Annotated in this window: 13 protein-coding genes and 1 pseudogene; 5 read left to right on the top strand and 9 right to left on the bottom strand. The window is 69.8% G+C overall.

Annotation, left to right across the window (positions count from 1 at the left end; all coding sequences use genetic code 11):
- Positions 1-35 precede the first annotated feature (35 nt).
- On the top strand, positions 36-2,228 hold the full coding sequence (glgB, locus tag ACYVHG_RS13765; protein ID WP_461168040.1) for a 1,4-alpha-glucan branching protein GlgB: 2,193 nt from the start codon (positions 36-38) through the stop codon (positions 2,226-2,228).
- On the top strand, positions 2,228-2,965 hold the full coding sequence (locus tag ACYVHG_RS13760; protein WP_461168039.1) for an MBL fold metallo-hydrolase: 738 nt from the start codon (positions 2,228-2,230) through the stop codon (positions 2,963-2,965). Before glgB ends, ACYVHG_RS13760 begins: the two co-directional genes overlap by 1 nt.
- Positions 2,966-3,049: 84 nt before the next feature.
- Here the strand turns inward: ACYVHG_RS13760 and ACYVHG_RS13755 are convergent.
- Positions 3,050-4,378 (bottom strand): annotated as a pseudogene (locus ACYVHG_RS13755) (malate:quinone oxidoreductase); the annotation flags it as partial.
- Positions 4,379-4,477: 99 nt separating this feature from the next.
- Here ACYVHG_RS13755 and ACYVHG_RS13750 point away from each other — a divergent pair.
- Positions 4,478-5,371 (top strand): LysR family transcriptional regulator, encoded by an 894-nt coding sequence (locus ACYVHG_RS13750; RefSeq protein ID WP_461168038.1) that lies wholly within the window; start codon positions 4,478-4,480, stop codon positions 5,369-5,371.
- A 12-nt stretch (positions 5,372-5,383) separates the two neighbouring features.
- Here ACYVHG_RS13750 and ACYVHG_RS13745 read toward each other — a convergent pair whose 3' ends face one another.
- The 6 genes from ACYVHG_RS13745 to ACYVHG_RS13720 form a co-directional block, all read right to left on the bottom strand.
- Positions 5,384-6,805 carry an acyl-CoA synthetase gene (locus tag ACYVHG_RS13745; RefSeq protein WP_461168037.1) on the bottom strand — a complete coding sequence of 474 codons (1,422 nt, stop codon included), beginning with the start codon at positions 6,803-6,805 and terminating at the stop codon, positions 5,384-5,386.
- Between the two features lie 17 nt (positions 6,806-6,822).
- Entirely contained in the window at positions 6,823-8,088 is a 1,266-nt protein-coding gene (locus tag ACYVHG_RS13740) for an ABC transporter substrate-binding protein (protein ID WP_461168036.1), read from the bottom strand.
- A gap of 37 nt (positions 8,089-8,125) precedes the next feature.
- Positions 8,126-9,127 carry a tetratricopeptide repeat protein gene (locus ACYVHG_RS13735; RefSeq protein WP_461168035.1) on the bottom strand — a complete coding sequence of 334 codons (1,002 nt, stop codon included), beginning with the start codon at positions 9,125-9,127 and terminating at the stop codon, positions 8,126-8,128.
- A gap of 66 nt (positions 9,128-9,193) precedes the next feature.
- Positions 9,194-12,139: an AMP-binding protein gene (locus ACYVHG_RS13730; protein WP_461168034.1), complete on the bottom strand. Its 2,946-nt coding sequence runs from the start codon at positions 12,137-12,139 to the stop codon at positions 9,194-9,196.
- 68 nt (positions 12,140-12,207) lie between these two features.
- Positions 12,208-12,573: a DUF3817 domain-containing protein gene (locus ACYVHG_RS13725; RefSeq protein WP_461168033.1), complete on the bottom strand. Its 366-nt coding sequence runs from the start codon at positions 12,571-12,573 to the stop codon at positions 12,208-12,210.
- Positions 12,574-12,581: 8 nt separating this feature from the next.
- Entirely contained in the window at positions 12,582-13,796 is a 1,215-nt protein-coding gene (locus tag ACYVHG_RS13720) for an acetyl-CoA C-acetyltransferase (protein ID WP_461168032.1), read from the bottom strand.
- Positions 13,797-13,847: 51 nt separating this feature from the next.
- Here ACYVHG_RS13720 and mce point away from each other — a divergent pair, with 51 nt between their 5' ends.
- Complete coding sequence (gene mce / locus ACYVHG_RS13715; protein WP_461168031.1) at positions 13,848-14,351, top strand: methylmalonyl-CoA epimerase; 504 nt, start codon at positions 13,848-13,850, stop codon at positions 14,349-14,351.
- Positions 14,352-14,459: 108 nt separating this feature from the next.
- Positions 14,460-15,530: a hypothetical protein gene (locus tag ACYVHG_RS13710; protein WP_461168030.1), complete on the top strand. Its 1,071-nt coding sequence runs from the start codon at positions 14,460-14,462 to the stop codon at positions 15,528-15,530.
- Here the strand turns inward: ACYVHG_RS13710 and ACYVHG_RS13705 are convergent.
- Both ACYVHG_RS13705 and nucS read right to left on the bottom strand, forming a co-directional pair.
- The gene (locus ACYVHG_RS13705) at positions 15,527-15,811 is read right to left on the bottom strand and encodes a hypothetical protein (RefSeq protein WP_461168029.1); all 285 of its coding nucleotides are present in this window, start codon (positions 15,809-15,811) and stop codon (positions 15,527-15,529) included. The genes ACYVHG_RS13710 and ACYVHG_RS13705 overlap by 4 nt on opposite strands.
- Positions 15,811-16,506 carry an endonuclease NucS gene (nucS, locus tag ACYVHG_RS13700; RefSeq protein WP_461168028.1) on the bottom strand — a complete coding sequence of 232 codons (696 nt, stop codon included), beginning with the start codon at positions 16,504-16,506 and terminating at the stop codon, positions 15,811-15,813. The genes ACYVHG_RS13705 and nucS overlap by 1 nt, the downstream gene beginning before the upstream one ends.
- Between the last annotated feature and the right edge of the window lie 190 nt (positions 16,507-16,696).

The raw sequence follows: 16,696 nt of genomic DNA, 5'->3' as shown, positions 1-16,696 counted from the left end.
GCGATCCGCCGAACCGGCGAGGAAGGTGTGACCGGATGAACGACAACCACTCCGCTGCAGCGGAGGTCGCCCCGGAGAGCGTGGCGCGCCTGCTGTCTGGAGAGCACTACGACCCGCACTCGATCCTGGGGGCCCACCCCACCCCCACCGGCACGGTGCTGCGCACACTCAAACCCGGCGCCACCGCCGTCGCCGCGGTGATCGGCGGCGAGCACTTCCCGCTGGCCCGCATCGACGGTCCGTTGTGGGGCACCGAGGTCCCGATCGAGGACCTGATCGACTACCGCTTCGAGGTCCAGTACCCGGCGGGCGGAACGGTCGTCGCGGACGGCTACCGGTTCCTACCCACCGTGGGCGAGATGGACCTGCACCTGATCGGCGAGGGCCGGCACGAGCGGCTGTGGGAGGTGCTCGGCGCGCAGGTGCGCAGCTACACCACCCCAGACGGTGAGGTCGACGGCACCTCGTTCGCGGTGTGGGCACCGAGTGCACGTGGTGTCACGGTGATCGGCGACTTCGAGTACTGGGCGGGCGAGTCCTATCCGATGCGTTCGCTGGGTTCCTCCGGTGTCTGGGAGGTCTTCGTACCGGGCGTGCGCGAGGGTGCGGCCTACAAGTTCCGGATCTTCACCGGCAACGGCCCGGTGGAGAAGGCCGACCCGATGGCGCGGCGCACCGAACGGCCGCCGGCCACCGCGTCGATCGTGACCACCAGCGCGCACCGTTGGCGCGACGGGTCGTGGATCGCCGAGCGCGCCAAGCAGATCCCCACCCACCACCCGATGAGCACCTACGAGGTGCACCTGGGATCGTGGCGGCAGGGACTGAACTACCTGGAGCTGGCGGACCAGCTCGCGGACTACGTCAGCGAGATCGGGTTCACCCACATCGAACTGCTGCCGGTCGCCGAGCATCCCTTCGGCGGCTCCTGGGGTTACCAGGTGACCTCCTACTACGCCCCCACCTCGCGGTTCGGCAGCCCGGACGAGTTCCGCGAGTTCGTCGACGTGATGCACGCCCGCGGCATCGGCGTGATCGTGGACTGGGTGCCCGCGCACTTCCCCAAGGACGCGTGGGCGCTGGCCCGGTTCGACGGCACCCCGCTCTACGAGCACGGTGATCCGCAACGCGGTGAGCAACTCGACTGGGGCACCTACGTCTTCGACTTCGGGCGCCGCGAGGTGCGCAACTTCCTGGTGGCCAACGCGCTGTACTGGTTCGACCAGTTCCACGTGGACGGTCTCCGGGTCGATGCAGTGGCCTCGATGCTGTACCTGGACTACTCGCGCCCGGACGGCGGCTGGACGCCGAACGTCCACGGCGGAAGGGAGAACCTGGAAGCGGTGGAGTTCCTGCAGGAGATGAACGCCACCGTCCACAAGCACTTCCCGGGCGTGGTGACCGTCGCCGAGGAGTCCACCAGCTGGCCGGGGGTGACCCGATCGACAGAACTGGGTGGACTCGGATTCACCATGAAGTGGAACATGGGCTGGATGCACGACACCCTGGGATACCTGGGGCGCGATCAGGTGCACCGCTCCTTCCACCACCACGAGATCACGTTCTCGCTGATGTACGCGTGGAGTGAGCACTTCGTCCTGCCGATCAGTCACGACGAGGTGGTGCACGGCAAGGGCACGTTGTGGACCCGGATGCCGGGCGACGCGCGGACCAAGGCGTCCGGTGTCCGAGCGCTGCTGGCGTACATGTGGGGCCACCCCGGTAAGCAATTGCTGTTCATGGGCCAGGAGTTCGGACAGGTCGGCGAGTGGTCGCAGGAGCGGAGCCTGAACTGGGACGACCTCGAGGGCTGGGAGGGTGAGCTGCACACCGGCATTCAGGCGCTCACCCGCGATCTCAACGCCGCGTACCGGGCGCATCCGGCGCTGTGGAGCCGGGACAGCACCCCGACGGGTTACGAGTGGGTGGATGCCAACGACTCGCAGAACAACGTGCTGAGCTTCCTGCGTTGGGGCAGTGACGGATCCGTAGTTCTGTGCCTCTACAACTTCTCCGGTCAGACGCATGAGCGCTACCGGGTGGGAGTGCCCCACGTAGGCTATTGGCAAGAGATAGTAAACACTGATTCAAGCGCGTACTATGGATCCGGCGCCGGCAACATGGGCGGCGTGATGGCTGAAGAACGGCCGTGGCACGGCCGTTCCGCCTCCGCGGAGGTCGTTCTCGGGCCGAACTCCGCCGTCTGGCTCACATTCGAAGGAAAGTAATGCAAGAACTATCGAGCGGCGTCTGGTTCGGTCGCGGCACGCACGTCAACTTCCTCGCGCTGGTCGACGGTGACGGCGTCACCCTGATCGATGCGGGCTGGGCGGGCGACGTCGACCGGGTGGAGGCGGAGCTCGCGTCGATCGGACGCCGCCCCGAGGACGTCCGGGCCATCCTGGTGACGCACGCGCACATCGACCATGTGGGCGGCATCGCGAAACTGCACGAACGTTACGGCACAACGGTGCTCGCGCATCCGGATGAGATCGCGCACGCGCACGGCGAGGTGCACGAGCAGGCCAAGCCGCTCGACCTGGTGCCGATCGCCTGGCGCCCACGCACCCTCAAGTGGTTGGCCGGGGTGATCCGGGTGGGTGCGCTCGATCATGTGGAGATGCCCTACGCACAGCCGTTCACGGTGCCCGCAGCGGGTGCCGCCCTGGATCTGCCGGGCGCTCCGGTACCGGTGCCGTGCCCGGGCCACACCTCCGGACACACCGCATTCCTGCTGCCCGGCGGCGTTGTCGCCACCGGAGATGCGCTGGTCACCGGGCACCCGCTGTCCGGCAGCACGGGCCCGCAGCTGTTGCCCGGCTTCTTCAGTCATGACCCGGCGGGCACCGCCCGGACCCTGGACGCGATCGCCGATCTCGACGCCGACACCATCGCTCCCGGGCACGGTGAGCCGTGGCGCGGCAACCCGGCCGACGCTGTGGCGCAGGCTCGCGCCGCGCTCTGATCCGCCCGATCTCCGCCCTCGCAGGGCGATTCGGCCACCGCGGCGCCATGTATGACAACGGCACCGCGGTGGTCAGATCTCCCAGCGCCGCAACAGTTCCATCATGATCGGGACGGCCGTACTGGCCCCGGGTGAGGCGCCGAGCAGACCGCCCACGGTGCGGTCCGCTCCGGTGACCAGCTCGGTCCCCTGCTGCAGTACTCCCACACGGTGGGGATCGCCGGTCACCAGTTGCGCCCGCTGCCCGGCGGTGATCAACTCCCACTGCGCCGGATCGGCGTCGGGGAAGTACTGCCGCAATTGCGCGAACCGCTTCTTCCTCCCCGCGGCCAGTTCGGTCACCAGGTAGCGCACCAGCAGCGGATTCTGTGCCACCGCAGCGGCGATCACGTGCAGATTCCCGGGCCGCAGGGTGCGGAAGAAGTCCGCGCGGCTGCCGCGCTTGAGCAACTTGGTACTGAACGTGGCGTACGGGCCGAACATCAGATAGTCCCGGCCCTGCACACTGCGCCGGTCCAGATGCGGCACCGACATCGGCGGGGCCCCGATCGCGGCCTGCCCGTATACCTTTCCATCGTGCTGGGCGACCACTTCCGGTGCCGAACAGCGCAGGAACGCCGCCCCCACCGGAAGCACCGCGTAACCGCGCACCTCCGGCAGGCGGGCGCTCTGCAACAACCGCAGCGCCTGGCCGCCCGCCCCGACGAAGACCCGCCGGGCGCGGATCTCGAAACGCCCGCCCGAGTGGCGTCCGCGCACCGTTCAGCCGGCGAGATCACGGCGCAGCCGGGTCACCTCATGCCCGAATCGGACCTCACCGCCCGCCCGCAGCATGATCTCGGTCAGCCCCTCGGTGAGGGCACCGAAGTCGACGTCGGTGCCGCCGGGGTGGCGCGTCGCTGCGATGCGCCCCCACATCGATCCCGGGGCACGGCCGTGCATCACCAGCGGTGCCCACTCCCGGATGACCGAGGGGTCCTCGGTGAACTGCATCTGCACGAAGTCCGGATGCCGGCGCAGGCTCTGGTAACGGCGCCGCAGGTAATCCCGGTCCCGCTCGCCGAAGACGACATTGATGTGCGGCGCCGGCCGCAGAAAGGCACCGTCGAGCCGGCCGGCATCGATCAATCGTTGCCACCACGCGCGGGTCTGCCGGTACTGCTGCGCCATCGACAGGGCACGGGCCGGATCGTCAGGGTCGGGCATGTAGTTCAGTTCGCAGAAGCCGGCGTGCCCGGTTCCGGCGTTGTTCCACGGGCCGCTGCTCTCGGTTGCGAGTGCTTCGCCGCGTTCGAGCATCAGGATCCGCAATCCGGGGCGGTCGGCGAGCATGGCGCCGAGCGTGGCCGACATGATGCCGCCGCCGATCAGGACCACGTCGGCGTCGAAGTGCGGTGCGGAGCTGCTGGTCATCGGTTCCTCCCGGAGACTGTCGGTACTGCGAGCCGTTCTCAGCCTCCGCGACCCGCAATCCATCCGTCCAATGAGCTATTGCAGAGATATGATCTGAATATGGATCAGTCGCTGAGTCTGTTCACGCCCCAGCTCGCCGCACTCGCGGCACTGGCCGCGCACGACGGACACATGACTCGTGCGGCGGCCGCACTCGGTGTCCCGCAGTCGTCGATGAGCCGGCGGATCCACGCCCTGGAGAACGACCTGAAGACGCCACTGCTCATCCACTCCGGCCGCACCGTCCGGCTCACCCCTGCCGGAGCGCACCTCGCGCAACGGATCCGGCAGCCGCTCCAGGATCTCGCGCTCGCGATCGACGAGACCACCGGTGACTCCGACGCCGAGAACGGCACCGTACGCTTCGGCTTCCCCTTGACCATGGGTACCGGGACCATCCCCGACCTGCTGTCCGCCTTCCGTCGCGGCCACCCCGGCGTCACGGTGAATCTCAAACAGGCACACGGATCCGAGCTGGTGCGCGATCTCGACACCGGGGCACTCGATCTCGCCGTGGTGATCCCTCCCCCGCAGCGGCTGCACCAGGAGGTGATCGGCGCCCAGGAGGTCTTCGCGGCGCTCCCCGGCCATCATCGCCTCGCCGGGGAGGCGCGCATCCGGCTCGACCAACTGCGCGGGGAGAGCTTCATCGCCAACCCACCCAGCTACCACCTGCGCACGATCACCGAGAAATGGTGTGCCGACGCCGGATTCACCGCCTCGATCACGATGGAAGCGACCGAGTTCGCGACCATCCGCGAGCTCGTGGCGCGCGGCCTGGGAGTCGCGCTCCTGCCCCACGACGATCGAGCCCCGTCGGCGATGGTGGAGGTGGCGTTGGCGGGCTCCCACCGACGCGCGATATCGCTCGCGCGGGCGACGGCGACACTGGCCCCGCCGGCCCGACGGCTGCACGAGTTCATCCTCACCCGCCGACCGGACCCGGTGTTCTGATCGCTCCGGCTGTTACTCCAGCAGCGACTTCTGCACCTTGCCCATCGGATTGCGCGGGAGTTCATCGACGAAACGGACCTCCCGGGGACGCTTGTGCTTCGAGAGCGTCCGGCCGACGAATTCGATGATCTCGGTGGCCGCCGCCTCATCCCGGGCACCGTCGGTGACGAGGAACGCCACCGGCCGCTGCCCCAGGTCGTCGTCGGCGATGCCGATCACGGCCGCCTCCCGCACCCGCGGGTGCCCGAGCAGGGCGGCCTCGATCTCCCCCGCTCCCACCCGGAAGCCACCGGTCTTGATCAGGTCGGTTCCGGCCCGGCCCACGATGCGGTGCAGCCCTGACGGGTCGATCACCGCGACGTCGCCGGTGGCGAACCAGCCGTCCGCGGACCACGATCGCGCACTCGCCTCCGGCCTGCCCAGGTACTCGGTGCCGACCATCGGGCCGCGGACCTCGAGGGCACCGATCGACTCACCGTCGTGCGGGACCGGCTCACCGTGCTCGCCGGCCAGGCGGGTCTGCACACCGGACAGCGGCAGTCCCACCCATCCCGGTCGCCGCTCACCGTCGGCGCGGGCGCTGACGGTGATCAGGGTCTCGGTCATCCCGTACCGTTCGACGATCCGGTGTCCGGTGAGCTCCTCGATCCGCTCGAAGACCGGCGCGGGCAGCGGCGCACTCCCGGAGACCAGCAATCGGGCCCGCTTCAGCGCCGCAGCCGATTCCGGATCCCGCGCGATCCGCGACCACACCGTCGGCACACCGAAGTAGAGCGTGCCGGGGGTCTGCGCATAGGCCTGCGGCGTGGGCTTGCCGGTGTGCACGACGGGGCCGCCCACGCGCAGCGCACCCACCATCCCCAGGATCAGTCCGTGGACGTGGAACAGCGGCAGACCGTGCACCAGAGTGTCGGCATCGGTCCAGGACCACGCATCGGCCAGGGCGTCGATGCAGGACGCGATCGCCTCCCGCCGGACCGGAACCCCCTTGGGTGCACCGGTGGTCCCCGAGGTGTACATGATCAGCGCGGTCGACCGCGGATGCGGCTCCGGCAGGCTGTGCCAGCCCCGGGCGTGCTCCCGGACCGGAACCGTCGGGAGCTGCACCCCCGCAGTCCGCGGCGCGGCACCCAACCAGGCCTGCGCGCCGGAGTCGGTGAGGATGTGCTCGATCTCGCCGGAGCCCGAATCAGGAGGGACCGGAACCGCGGGCACCCCGGCGCGCAGCGCCCCGACCAGCGCGACGACGGTGGCGAGCGTCGGCTCCGCCCACACTGCGACCGGTCCGCGGACACCCAGGCCGCCGAGCCGCTCGGCGACCGCCGTGGACGCTCCGATCAGATCGGTGCGCGAGAGCGTGCGACCGTCCACGGTCACCGCGGGCGTCTCGTCGGAGCCGGGCGGAACGGGGGTCACTGTGTACGGCAGGAGCATGGCAACCAGCCTATGCCTCAGCGCAGGCGCTTCAGTTCCTCCCGCACCACGGCCGCCACGGCCCGCAGTTCGGTCATCGGATCCGCGCCACCGCGGATCACTCGGTCGAGGGCGTCACGGTAGGTGGTGGCACTGCGCGCGGTCCACAGCAGCGGCGTCTGCGGGCGCCCCACCGAGTAGACCAGCTGCGCCGCCTCGTTGTAGGCGCCGGTGGCCAGGATGGTGGCCGCGGGCAACACCGAGCGTCGCGCGGGAACATGCAGGCCGTAGGCCTGCGCCCAGTCCAATTGCAGGTCACTGCGCTCGATCCACAACCACTTGGCGAACTCCTTGGCCCGGGCCACGTCGCCGCCGGCGCTGACGCAGGTTCCGTAGGCACCGAAGGGCACACTCGCGCCGCCGTTGCGGCCGATCGCCGGGAACGGGTGCACACCGAAGTCGTCGCCCAGCGCTGCCCGGATCGCCGGGAGCGCCCACAGACCGGTCCACTGCATGGCGGTGCGGCCCTCGATGAACGCAGCCGGGTCGGCCCAGTCCTGCGGCGACCCGAGCAGCAGATTCCCCGAGGTGTACAGCTCACGCATGGCACGCAGACCGACGGCCACCTCCTCGTCGACGAAGCCCGGCTCGTCCTCCGGCGTGATGTAGTCGTGCCCCGAGGACCACAGCAGCACACCACCGAGCACATCCGCGCCGCCGCTGTTCCCCAGGAACAGGCCCTTCATCGCTCCGCGGTCGAGCTCCTTGACCGCCGAGATCAGCTCGTCCAGGGTGCGCGGTGGAACCACACCGGCCTGCGCGAACGTCGAACGCCGGTACACCAGCAGCTGTACGTCGGTGACCTGGGGAATCCCGAATATCCGGCCGCGGTGGGTCATCCGGTTCAGCAGCGCCGGCGTGAAGTCCGAACGGACGTCGCCGAACAGATCCGTCAGGTCCACCACCTGGCCGGCGGCGATCATGTCGATGGACGGACCGTTCGGGAACTCGAAGACGTCCGGTCCGGTGCCCTCGGCCAGCGCCGAGGTCACCCGCTGCTCGTAGTCGCCGGGGAAGATCCCCACCCGGACACCACCGCCGGGGAACTGTGCCGCGTAGCGGTCGAGCGCCTCCGAGGCGCCCTTCTCCCCGTACTGGTGGAACCACGCCTGCAGATCCCGGCGGCTCACTTCCGGGCCGGTGCGACCGCACGCCGCCACGGTGCCGGACAGCCCCGCAACTCCCAGTCCGGCCAGTACGGAACGACGGGACACCGGCACCGTCGCCCACGTTCTCGCAATCACTGGATCAGTATGTCAAACCGGTTCCGAGTGCCCACACTCAGAACAGCGCGGCTGCCAGATCGCGGCGGGCCGCCAGCACCGACGGATCCGCGGGATCGAAGAGATCGAACAGCTCGATCAAGCGGGTCCGCAGCGCCGTGCGATCGTCACCGGCGGACACCCGGATCGCACTGATCAGGCGGGCGAACGCAGCCTCGTGCGCTCCGCCCATGAGCTCCTCGTCGGCGGCGTCGAGAACGGCGGACACGTCACCGCCGGCGGACTCCGCCCGCGCGGCCGCACCCGGCTCCACAGTGGTGGCACGTGCGAAGAACGCCATCTGCCGGGCCGCAGCGGCCGCCTCCGCATCGCCCGGATCCGCGTGCACGATCGCCTCGTACGCCGCGCGCGCCCCCTCGTAGTCGCCATCGGCGGCCAACTGCTCGGCCGCCTCCCGACGCGGGTCCGGCGCGGCCTCGGCCCGGTCCACCGGCCCGCCGCCGAACTCGGGCGGCAACTGCGCGAGCACATCTCCGAGCCACTGACGCACCGCCGGCTCCGGCTGCGCGCCGGCGAACGCGGTCACCGAACGGCCCCCTGCCACGCCGATCACCATGGGCACCGACTGCGCTCCGAACGCCTGCGCGACGCCCGGGGCGCCGTCGACGTCGACCCGCGCGAGAGTCCACCGGCCACCGTCCGCGGCGGCGAGCGAACCCAGCATCGCGGCCATGGCCTGTGACTGCTCGCTGTAGCCGGCCATCAGCAGCACGACCACCAGCTGATTCGCCGAGCGGTCGATCACCTCGGCGGGGAAGCTCTGATCGGTCACGTCGATCACACCGACACCGGATCCCGCAGGTCCCGGCGCAGGTGCCGCGGAATCAGACGCGGCGGCGTCCGCGGCGCCACCGGCCGCTCGCGCCTGTTGGGCCGCGGCGGCATCCGCACGGGCCTTGAGCGCGGACAGGTCCACCGCTCCCGCCATGGCCGCCGCAGTGCGCAGAGCGCGCTCCTGATCCTGCTTCGAAGCGCCTCGCGGGGCGCGCGGTGTAGTCACCCCACCATTTTGGCACGCCGCGCCAGGCCCGCCCGGCCCGCGGTGTTCGCCCTCGGCGAGCACCGGTCACAGGTATCGGCCGTGCTCCGGATCGAACCGCCAGGACGAGGGGCCGGGCTCCGGTACGCCGCGTTCGACCAGTGCGCGATGGCGGGGCCGGAACCAGCTGGTGAGCGGGACCTCGTCGACCACCGAGACGATATCGGGGTACTGGCCCTGCCGGCCGGCGAACGCGGCGGTGACCTCGTCCGCGGTCAGCGTCCCACCGGGGCGGAGCGTGACCACGGCGACCACCCGCGTCGAGGCCTGAAGCCCGTCGTCCGGAACCTGGTAGACCACCGCGTGATCGACCTGCCCGAGTTGCTCGAGCACATCGGTGATCGGGATCGAGTACACCGGGCCGCGATCGGTGAGCGCGACCGTGCGCAGGTCGTCGACCAGCCAGTAGTCACCGTCGTCGTCCTGACGGAACAGGTGGCCGGTGGAGAACCAGGCATCACCCGGCCGGAACACCCCGCGCAGCAGCGCGTCCCGGTGCGTGGTGTCCGGATCGGCACGGCCGATCAGCACACCGACCTCGCCGCGCTGCACCTGCTGGAGGTAGCCCTCCTCGTTCTCCACGAACCGCCCGGAATCGAAGTAGTAGTCGACCAGAGCCACTTCGGCGCTGCCCGGCAACCGGCGGCCCTTGGCGCCGGGCTTGTCGCCGCGGACCTTCGCCAGCACGATTTCGCCCTCGGTCGAGGCGTAGAACTCGACCACCTGGGCACCGAAGACCTCGGACACCCGCCGGGACAGCTCGGCCGACATCCCGGAACCGATGAACGCCCGGACCGGGTGGTAGCGGGGAACCTGCAGATCGGGGGTGTCGAGCACCGCGCGCATGAGGTTCCAGGTGTAGCAGACCACGGTGACGCCGTAGCGCTGCACCTCGACCATGAACCGGGTGGGATCGAAGTCGCGGGTCAGGGCGATCCGCGAGCCCCCGGCCAGAGCACCGCCGAGGCTGGTCATCAGTCCGGAACTGTGGCTGAGCGGAGTGAGGCAGTAGAGGGTGTCGCTCTCGGACAGCCGAGCCGCGGACGCGGTGCCGAACGCCGACAACGCCCACCGGCCGTTTGTCACCCGCTTGGCCCGCAGCGACTCCCCGACCACCGAGAACATCACGAACGCCAGATCGCGGGCCAGGCCCGCGTCGGGGCGGTACCAGCCGGGGATGCGCACATCGTCGGGGTCGACCTGTTCCAGGTCGACCAGTTCGGCGGCGAGGTCCTGGGAAGCGGCACCGGGCCGGTCGCGGCGGTCGCCGCCGCCCACCACGAAGACCCGTTCCGCGACCGCGGTCGCATCCTGCGCGTGCTCCGGATCGGTGATCACCGAGGTCGCCTCACCGAGCCCGAGCGCCGCGCCGTAGTCGATTCCCGGCGGAAGCAGCACCGCGACAGCGCCGAGTCGTGACAGCGCCGCCATGGCGACCAGCGCCGACGGGCGGGTGTGCATGAGCACTCCCACGTGCTCGCCCTGCCGCACACCCACCTGCAGCAGTCCGCTGACCACCCGGTCGATGCGCTCGCTGACCGCCTGCTTGGTGTGCACCCGGTCTTCGTAGAGGAACAACTCGCCGTGCGGGTCCCGCGCCGCCTGTTCGGCCAGCAGTTTGCCCAGCGAAACCTGGGTATGGGCCTGCAACTGCCCCAGTCGTGCGAGCTTCGGCAGACCCCGCGTGACCTCCCGCGCCACCGCCGAGGCACCGGCCGCGGTGGCGGAGGCCGCGTCGAGCACGTCGCGGGCCGCGACGAACCCGACGGTGGCCATACCCGCGACCCCTGCGACCAGCGGGTTGACCGCCCCGTCACTGCCGTCGTGCGGCGCCATCGGCTCGATGTTCTCCGGGCGCGGCCCACTTCCGTCCTGGAACTTCGCCCACCGCGCCACCGTCGGGTAGGTGATCGCGCCGGCGGACGAACCCACCACCAGCCCGAAGTGCCCGGCCGACACCTGGGCCTCGTACACCTCGGCCATCGGCGCGGCCTGCAGGATGCCGCGCACCGCGCTGGGACGTCCGATCTGGTCGGCGAGTCCCACGAAGGCGAGGATCGGGCAGGTGATCGAGGCCAGGGTGACCGCCTCACCGTCGATCGCGAAGCCACCGGTGAGCATGCGGTTGTGCACCACGAACTGCTTGAGCAGATCCGCGACCGCGGGGCCCGAGTACGCGACCCAGCCGTCGGCCTCGAGGAAACGACGCTGATCCTCACGGGGCAACAGCGCCGAGCGGTCGTGGAGTTGCCGCACGAAATCGACCCGCGAGCGCACCGCCTTGACCGGATTGAGCAGTTCGAAGCCTCGTTGCGCCATCCACCCGGGCAGGAAGAACCGGCTGAAGACGTGATCGGCGACCAATTCGGCGCCCTTGTTGACCAGGGTGGGGGGTGCGCCGAGCGGGAGGCCCGCGGAGATGTCCACGGGGCTGCCGAAGGTGATCAGGCTGGCGAGCGACCGGGACTGACGGTAGGCGGCCACCTGGTAGCAGAACATACCGCCCTGCGAGTAGCCGCCGAGGTGCACGTCGCGGCCGCGGACCGCGGCGACCTTGTCGATCGCCCGGGAGGTCGCGACCACGTGATCGGCGAGATTGCGTTCGAGACCGCCCTCCTCGCGGTCCGGCGAACCGAAATCGATCACCCACGCGTCGATGCCCGCGCGGTGCAGCACCGAGACCGCACCGTTCTCCGCGGTCACGTCGAAGACGTTCGCATCCACCATCATCGGCGGGACCAGGAGGATCACCGGACGGTCGTCCTCCGCCGGTGCCGGCGCGGCATCGGCGTAGTACCGGCGCAGCCGATACATCGGGGATCGTTCGACGACGGCGAACGGCGACGGCTTCGCCCCGGTCTCGAGCCCTCCGTGAGTAAGCACCTCGTAGCCGTTACGCGCGGTCGCCCGCAGCCGGTTCACCGACGCGCCGAGCGCCTTTCCGCCCGGCAGGCCACCCAGGATGTCCACCATGACCGCCTTCCGTCGAATGCAGACCGAATCGCGGACTCAACGTACCCGCAGGCGCGGCACGGCGTGCCCTAACTGCCGATCGCGTCGGTGCTCCGCGCCGCCGGGGCGGACCCGGAGGTCGCCTGCGGGTCGAGCTTGCCGGCGCGCTGCGCCCACAGTTCGAAGATCACCGAGCACAGCGGCGGGATCGTCGAGGCCAGTCCCAGCGCGAGGGTCTTCAGGTCCCAGTTGCGGATCTTCGCCACCACGAGGGTGAGTACCACGAACACCATGAAGACGATGCCGTGGGCCATGCCCGGCTTGGCGACGGCCTCCTCGTTCCCGCCGACCCACTTGCCGTACATGCCGAACAGCAGCCAGATCCACGTGAGGGCCTCGGCGAAGGCCACGACCTTGAACGCCAGGACGATCTTCGACGCGATCGACTCGTTCACAGTTGTTCTCACTTCCCGGGGACGGTGATGATCAGGGCGTCGCCCTGGCCGCCGGCGCCGCACAGCGCCGCGGCGCCGGTGCCGCCGCCGCGGCGCGCGAGCTCGAGCGCCAGGTGCAGCACGATGCGGGCGCCGGAGGCGCCGAGCGGATGACCGATGGCGATGGCGCCACCGTCGACGTTGACCCGCTCCGGGTCGACGCCGAGATCGGCGGTCGAGGCCAGGCCCACCGCCGCGAAGGCCTCGTTGATCTCCAGCAGATCGAGATCGGCCGGCTCGATCCCCTGCTTCTCACAGGCCTTCTTGATCGCATTCGAGGGCTGGTGCTGCAGCGACGAGTCCGGGCCGGCCACCACACCGTGCGCACCGATCTCCGCCAGGTAGTCCAGTCCCAGCTCCTGCGCCTTGCTCCTACGCATGACCACCACGGCGACCGCACCGTCGGTCAACTGCGAGGCGTTGCCCGGGGTGATGCTGCCGTCCTTGGCGAAGGCGGGACGGAGCTTGGCGAGCGTCTCGACGGTGGTGTCGGCACGGACGCCCTCGTCCTCGGTGACCCGGATCGGCTCACCGCGGCGCTGCGGGATCTCGACCGGGACCACCTCGTCGGCGAACTTGCCCTCGGCCCAGGCCCGCGCCGCCTTGCGGTGCGAATCGGCGGCGAAGACGTCCTGCTCCTCCCGGGAGTAGGTGACCGTGTCGGTGGTGTTGAGCTGCTCGGTGAGCCCACCCATCGGCTGATCGGTGAAGACGTCGTGCAAGCCGTCGTAGGCGACGTGGTCGAGCATCGTCGCGCTGCCGTACTTGTGACCCTCGCGGCTGCCGGCGAGCAGGTGCGGAGCGCGGGTCATCGATTCCTGGCCGCCGGCGACGACGACCTCGTACTCACCGGCGCGGATCAACTGATCGGCCAGCGCGATGGCATTGATCCCGGACAGGCACATCTTGTTGATGGTCAAGGTGGGCACGTCCCACGGGACCCCACCCGCGATCGCCGCTTGCCGTGCGGGCATCTGACCGGCCCCCGCGGTGAGCACCTGTCCCATGATGACGTAATCGATGGTCTGCGGGTCCACACCGCTGCGCTCCAGTGCTCCGCGGATCGCGACCGCACCGAGATCGGTACCGGACTGCGACTTCAGCGAGCCGAGCATCTTGCCGAACGGGGTGCGGGCGCCGGCCACGATGACCGTGGGATCCTCGCGGGTTGCGGACTGGGCCACAGGTACCTCCTAGGGGGCATCGGTCTTCGCCCATAAAGCTACATTCGAGACATGACTGAGAGCCAATCGCAGCATTCCGGCCACAGTGCTCCCGAGGCACACGCCGTCCCGGCGCAATACCTGTTGGGCATCGACCACGTCGGTATCGCGGTCGCCGATTTCGACGCCGCGCTCGACTGGTACGCGCGGGTCCTGGGGATGGTGTGCACGCACGAGGAGATCAACACCGAACAGGGGGTGCGTGAGGCGATGCTCTCCCCCGCCTCCCTGCTCGTCGGCGGTGCGGCCCCGTCGAGCTCGGCCCAGGTGCAGATCCTGGCGCCCCTGACCCCGGAATCGACGATCGCGAAGTTCCTGGACCGCAACGGACCAGGGATGCAGCAACTGGCGTACCGCGTCACGGATCTCGACGCGGTCAGTGCGCACCTGCGCTCGCAGGGCGTCCGACTGCTGTACGACGCCGCGCGCGCCGGCACCGCGGGCTCGCGGATCAACTTCCTGCACCCGAAGGACGCCGGTGGTGTGCTGGTGGAGCTGGTCGAGCCCGCGAGCTGAGACCACCCGCATCGGACGGTTCACGCAACGGCTCGCGCAGCGGTAACGATTCGGACGCTACGGCCCTGCTGGAACCAGGCCGGGGCGGCGCCGAAGTACCATCGGTGCATGGCGAATTCGGACAACACCTCGGGCGGCTCGGCCCCGGCACCGTTCGCGGTGGTGCTTCGTGGCTACGACCGTGACCAGGTCACCGAGCAGTTCCGCCGCTACCAGGCTGAGCTGCGGGTTCTCGCGGCGGACCGGGACGCCGCCTCGGCGCACGCCCGCGAGCTGACCGACCTGCTCGACGAGGCCCAGGACGAGATCGACAACCTGCGGCGTGAGGTGGACCGGCTCAGCGTCCCGCCCACCACCGCCGAGGGTATGAGCGACCGGATCGCCCGGATGATGCGCCTGGCCTCCGACGAGGCCTCCGAGATCCGGGCCGCGGCCGAGAACGAGGCCGCCGAGGTGCGTTCGCTGGCCCGCCAGGAGGCCGAGACCACCCGGCGTGAGGCCGACCGGATCCGGACCGACATGGCCACCCGGCGCGAGGCCATGGAGGTCGAGCACGAGAACACCATGTCGCAGGCACGCGACGAGGCCGATCGGATCGTCGCGCAGGCACAGGCGGACGCGGAACAGCTCGAGCGCTCCTCGGCGGACAACCGCGAGCGGGTGCAGAACGATTTCGACATGGCCATGTCCCTGCGCCGGGACAAGGCCATCCGCACCATCACCGAGTTGGAGGACACCTCCAAGGCGGAGGCGCGCGAGCGCATCGATTCGGCGAACGAACGTGCCGATCAGACTCTCAACACCGCCAACGCCACCGCCGAGCAGAAGCTCGCGGACACCAACACCAAGATCGCAGCGCAGATCGCGCAGGCGCGGCGGGTCACCGAGGACATGCAATCGCTGCGCACGTCCATCCTCGATCAATTGGAGACGGTGCGCCGTCAGCTCTCGCTCGTGCCCGAGGCGCTGGCGACCGGTGACACCGAGTCCGAGACGGTGGGCCGCACAGTCGCGCCGGCCGGTTTCGAACCTGCCGCAGCGCCCAAGGCCGATCAGCTCACCGAGGTCTCGCCCACCGCTACCGAACGTGCTGAGGACATCTTGGGAGCTGCTGATTTCGCCGCAGCCGAGGATTCCGGCGAGCCGGTCTCCGAGAAGGTCACCGTCACCGAGAACTAGCCCCTCCGGGCGGCCTCACGGCGCCAGCAGCCGGTGTGCCAGTGCCGCCGTTCGGCGACACCGCCGGACTCCGCGGCCGGCCACACCACGACGTGCGCGACGCCCACGGCGATCGGTTGGTCGCAGCCCGGACAGCGGTAGGCCTTGGACGCGCCGGCCCCGGTGACGGTACGGACCTGGTAGGCCCGATCCTCGAACTCGACCCGCTCGCCGAATCCCCCGGCACTCAGCGGCCGCGGTGTGCCGCCCGCACGTCGACGTGATACCGGGCGACGGGCCATCAGAACAGCTTGTACGAGGTGTCCTCGGTCCCGCGCAGCACGTCGTAGTCGACGGTGACGCAGCGGATCCCCCGGTCCTCGGCCAAGGTCCGCGCCTGCGGTTTGACCTGCTGGGCGGCGAGGATCCCGGTGACCGGCGCGATCAGCGGATCCCGATTGAGCAGGTCCAAGTACCGGGTGAGCTGCTCGACGCCGTCGATCTCGGCGCGCCGCTTGACCTCCACCGCCACGGTCCGGCCGTCGGCGTCCCGGCACAGCAGGTCGACGGGGCCGATCGCGGTCATGTACTCGCGGCGGATCAGGGTGAAGCCCGCTCCGAAGGTGTGGGTGTGTTCGGCCAGCAATTCCTGCAAGTGGGCCTCGACACCGTCCTTCACCAGTCCCGGGTCCACACCGAGCTCGTGACTACTGTCGTGTTCGACCTCACCGATCAGGATGCGCAGCTGCTCGTCGGCCTTGTTCCGGACGATCCACAGTTGCTGGCCCTCGGGCAGATCCTCGGCGCCCTCACCCTTCGGGGACGTCTCCAGCCGGCAGGGCGGACTCATCCAGTTCAACGGCTTGTACGCCCGGTCGTCCGCGTGAATGCTCACCGAGCCGTCCGCCTTGACCAGGATCAGCCGGCGGGCCATCGGGAGGTGGGCAGTCAACCTGCCCACGTAGTCGACCTGGCATTCGGCAATCACGACACGCACAACATTCACCTTACGGCACCCGAACCGGGCCTCACTGTGCGCGCCCGGAGAAGCCGTGAAACGGCTCCAGCAACGCCGAAGACCCCCGAGTCGGGAGCACTTCTGCTCACCGACCCGGGGGTCCTCGTATCTAATTTTAGTCCGGCGGTGTCCTACTCTCCCACACCCTCACGAGTGCAGTACCATCGGC

The organism is Tsukamurella serpentis, assembly GCF_054780975.1.
The sequence above is the reverse complement of the archived record's forward strand: the minus strand, read 5'-3'. Positions and strand labels throughout refer to the sequence as shown.

Excerpts from the sequence above, each read along its gene's own strand:
- glgB (WP_461168040.1), top strand. The coding sequence starts at position 36 with ATGAACGACAACCACTCCGCTGCAGCGGAGGTCGCCCCGGAGAGCGTG.
- ACYVHG_RS13760 (WP_461168039.1), top strand. The coding sequence starts at position 2,228 with ATGCAAGAACTATCGAGCGGCGTCTGGTTCGGTCGCGGCACGCACGTC.
- ACYVHG_RS13750 (WP_461168038.1), top strand. The coding sequence starts at position 4,478 with ATGGATCAGTCGCTGAGTCTGTTCACGCCCCAGCTCGCCGCACTCGCG.
- ACYVHG_RS13745 (WP_461168037.1), bottom strand. The coding sequence starts at position 6,805 with ATGCTCCTGCCGTACACAGTGACCCCCGTTCCGCCCGGCTCCGACGAG.
- ACYVHG_RS13730 (WP_461168034.1), bottom strand. The coding sequence starts at position 12,139 with ATGGTGGACATCCTGGGTGGCCTGCCGGGCGGAAAGGCGCTCGGCGCG.
- mce (WP_461168031.1), top strand. The coding sequence starts at position 13,848 with ATGACTGAGAGCCAATCGCAGCATTCCGGCCACAGTGCTCCCGAGGCA.
- ACYVHG_RS13710 (WP_461168030.1), top strand. The coding sequence starts at position 14,460 with ATGGCGAATTCGGACAACACCTCGGGCGGCTCGGCCCCGGCACCGTTC.
- ACYVHG_RS13705 (WP_461168029.1), bottom strand. The coding sequence starts at position 15,811 with ATGGCCCGTCGCCCGGTATCACGTCGACGTGCGGGCGGCACACCGCGG.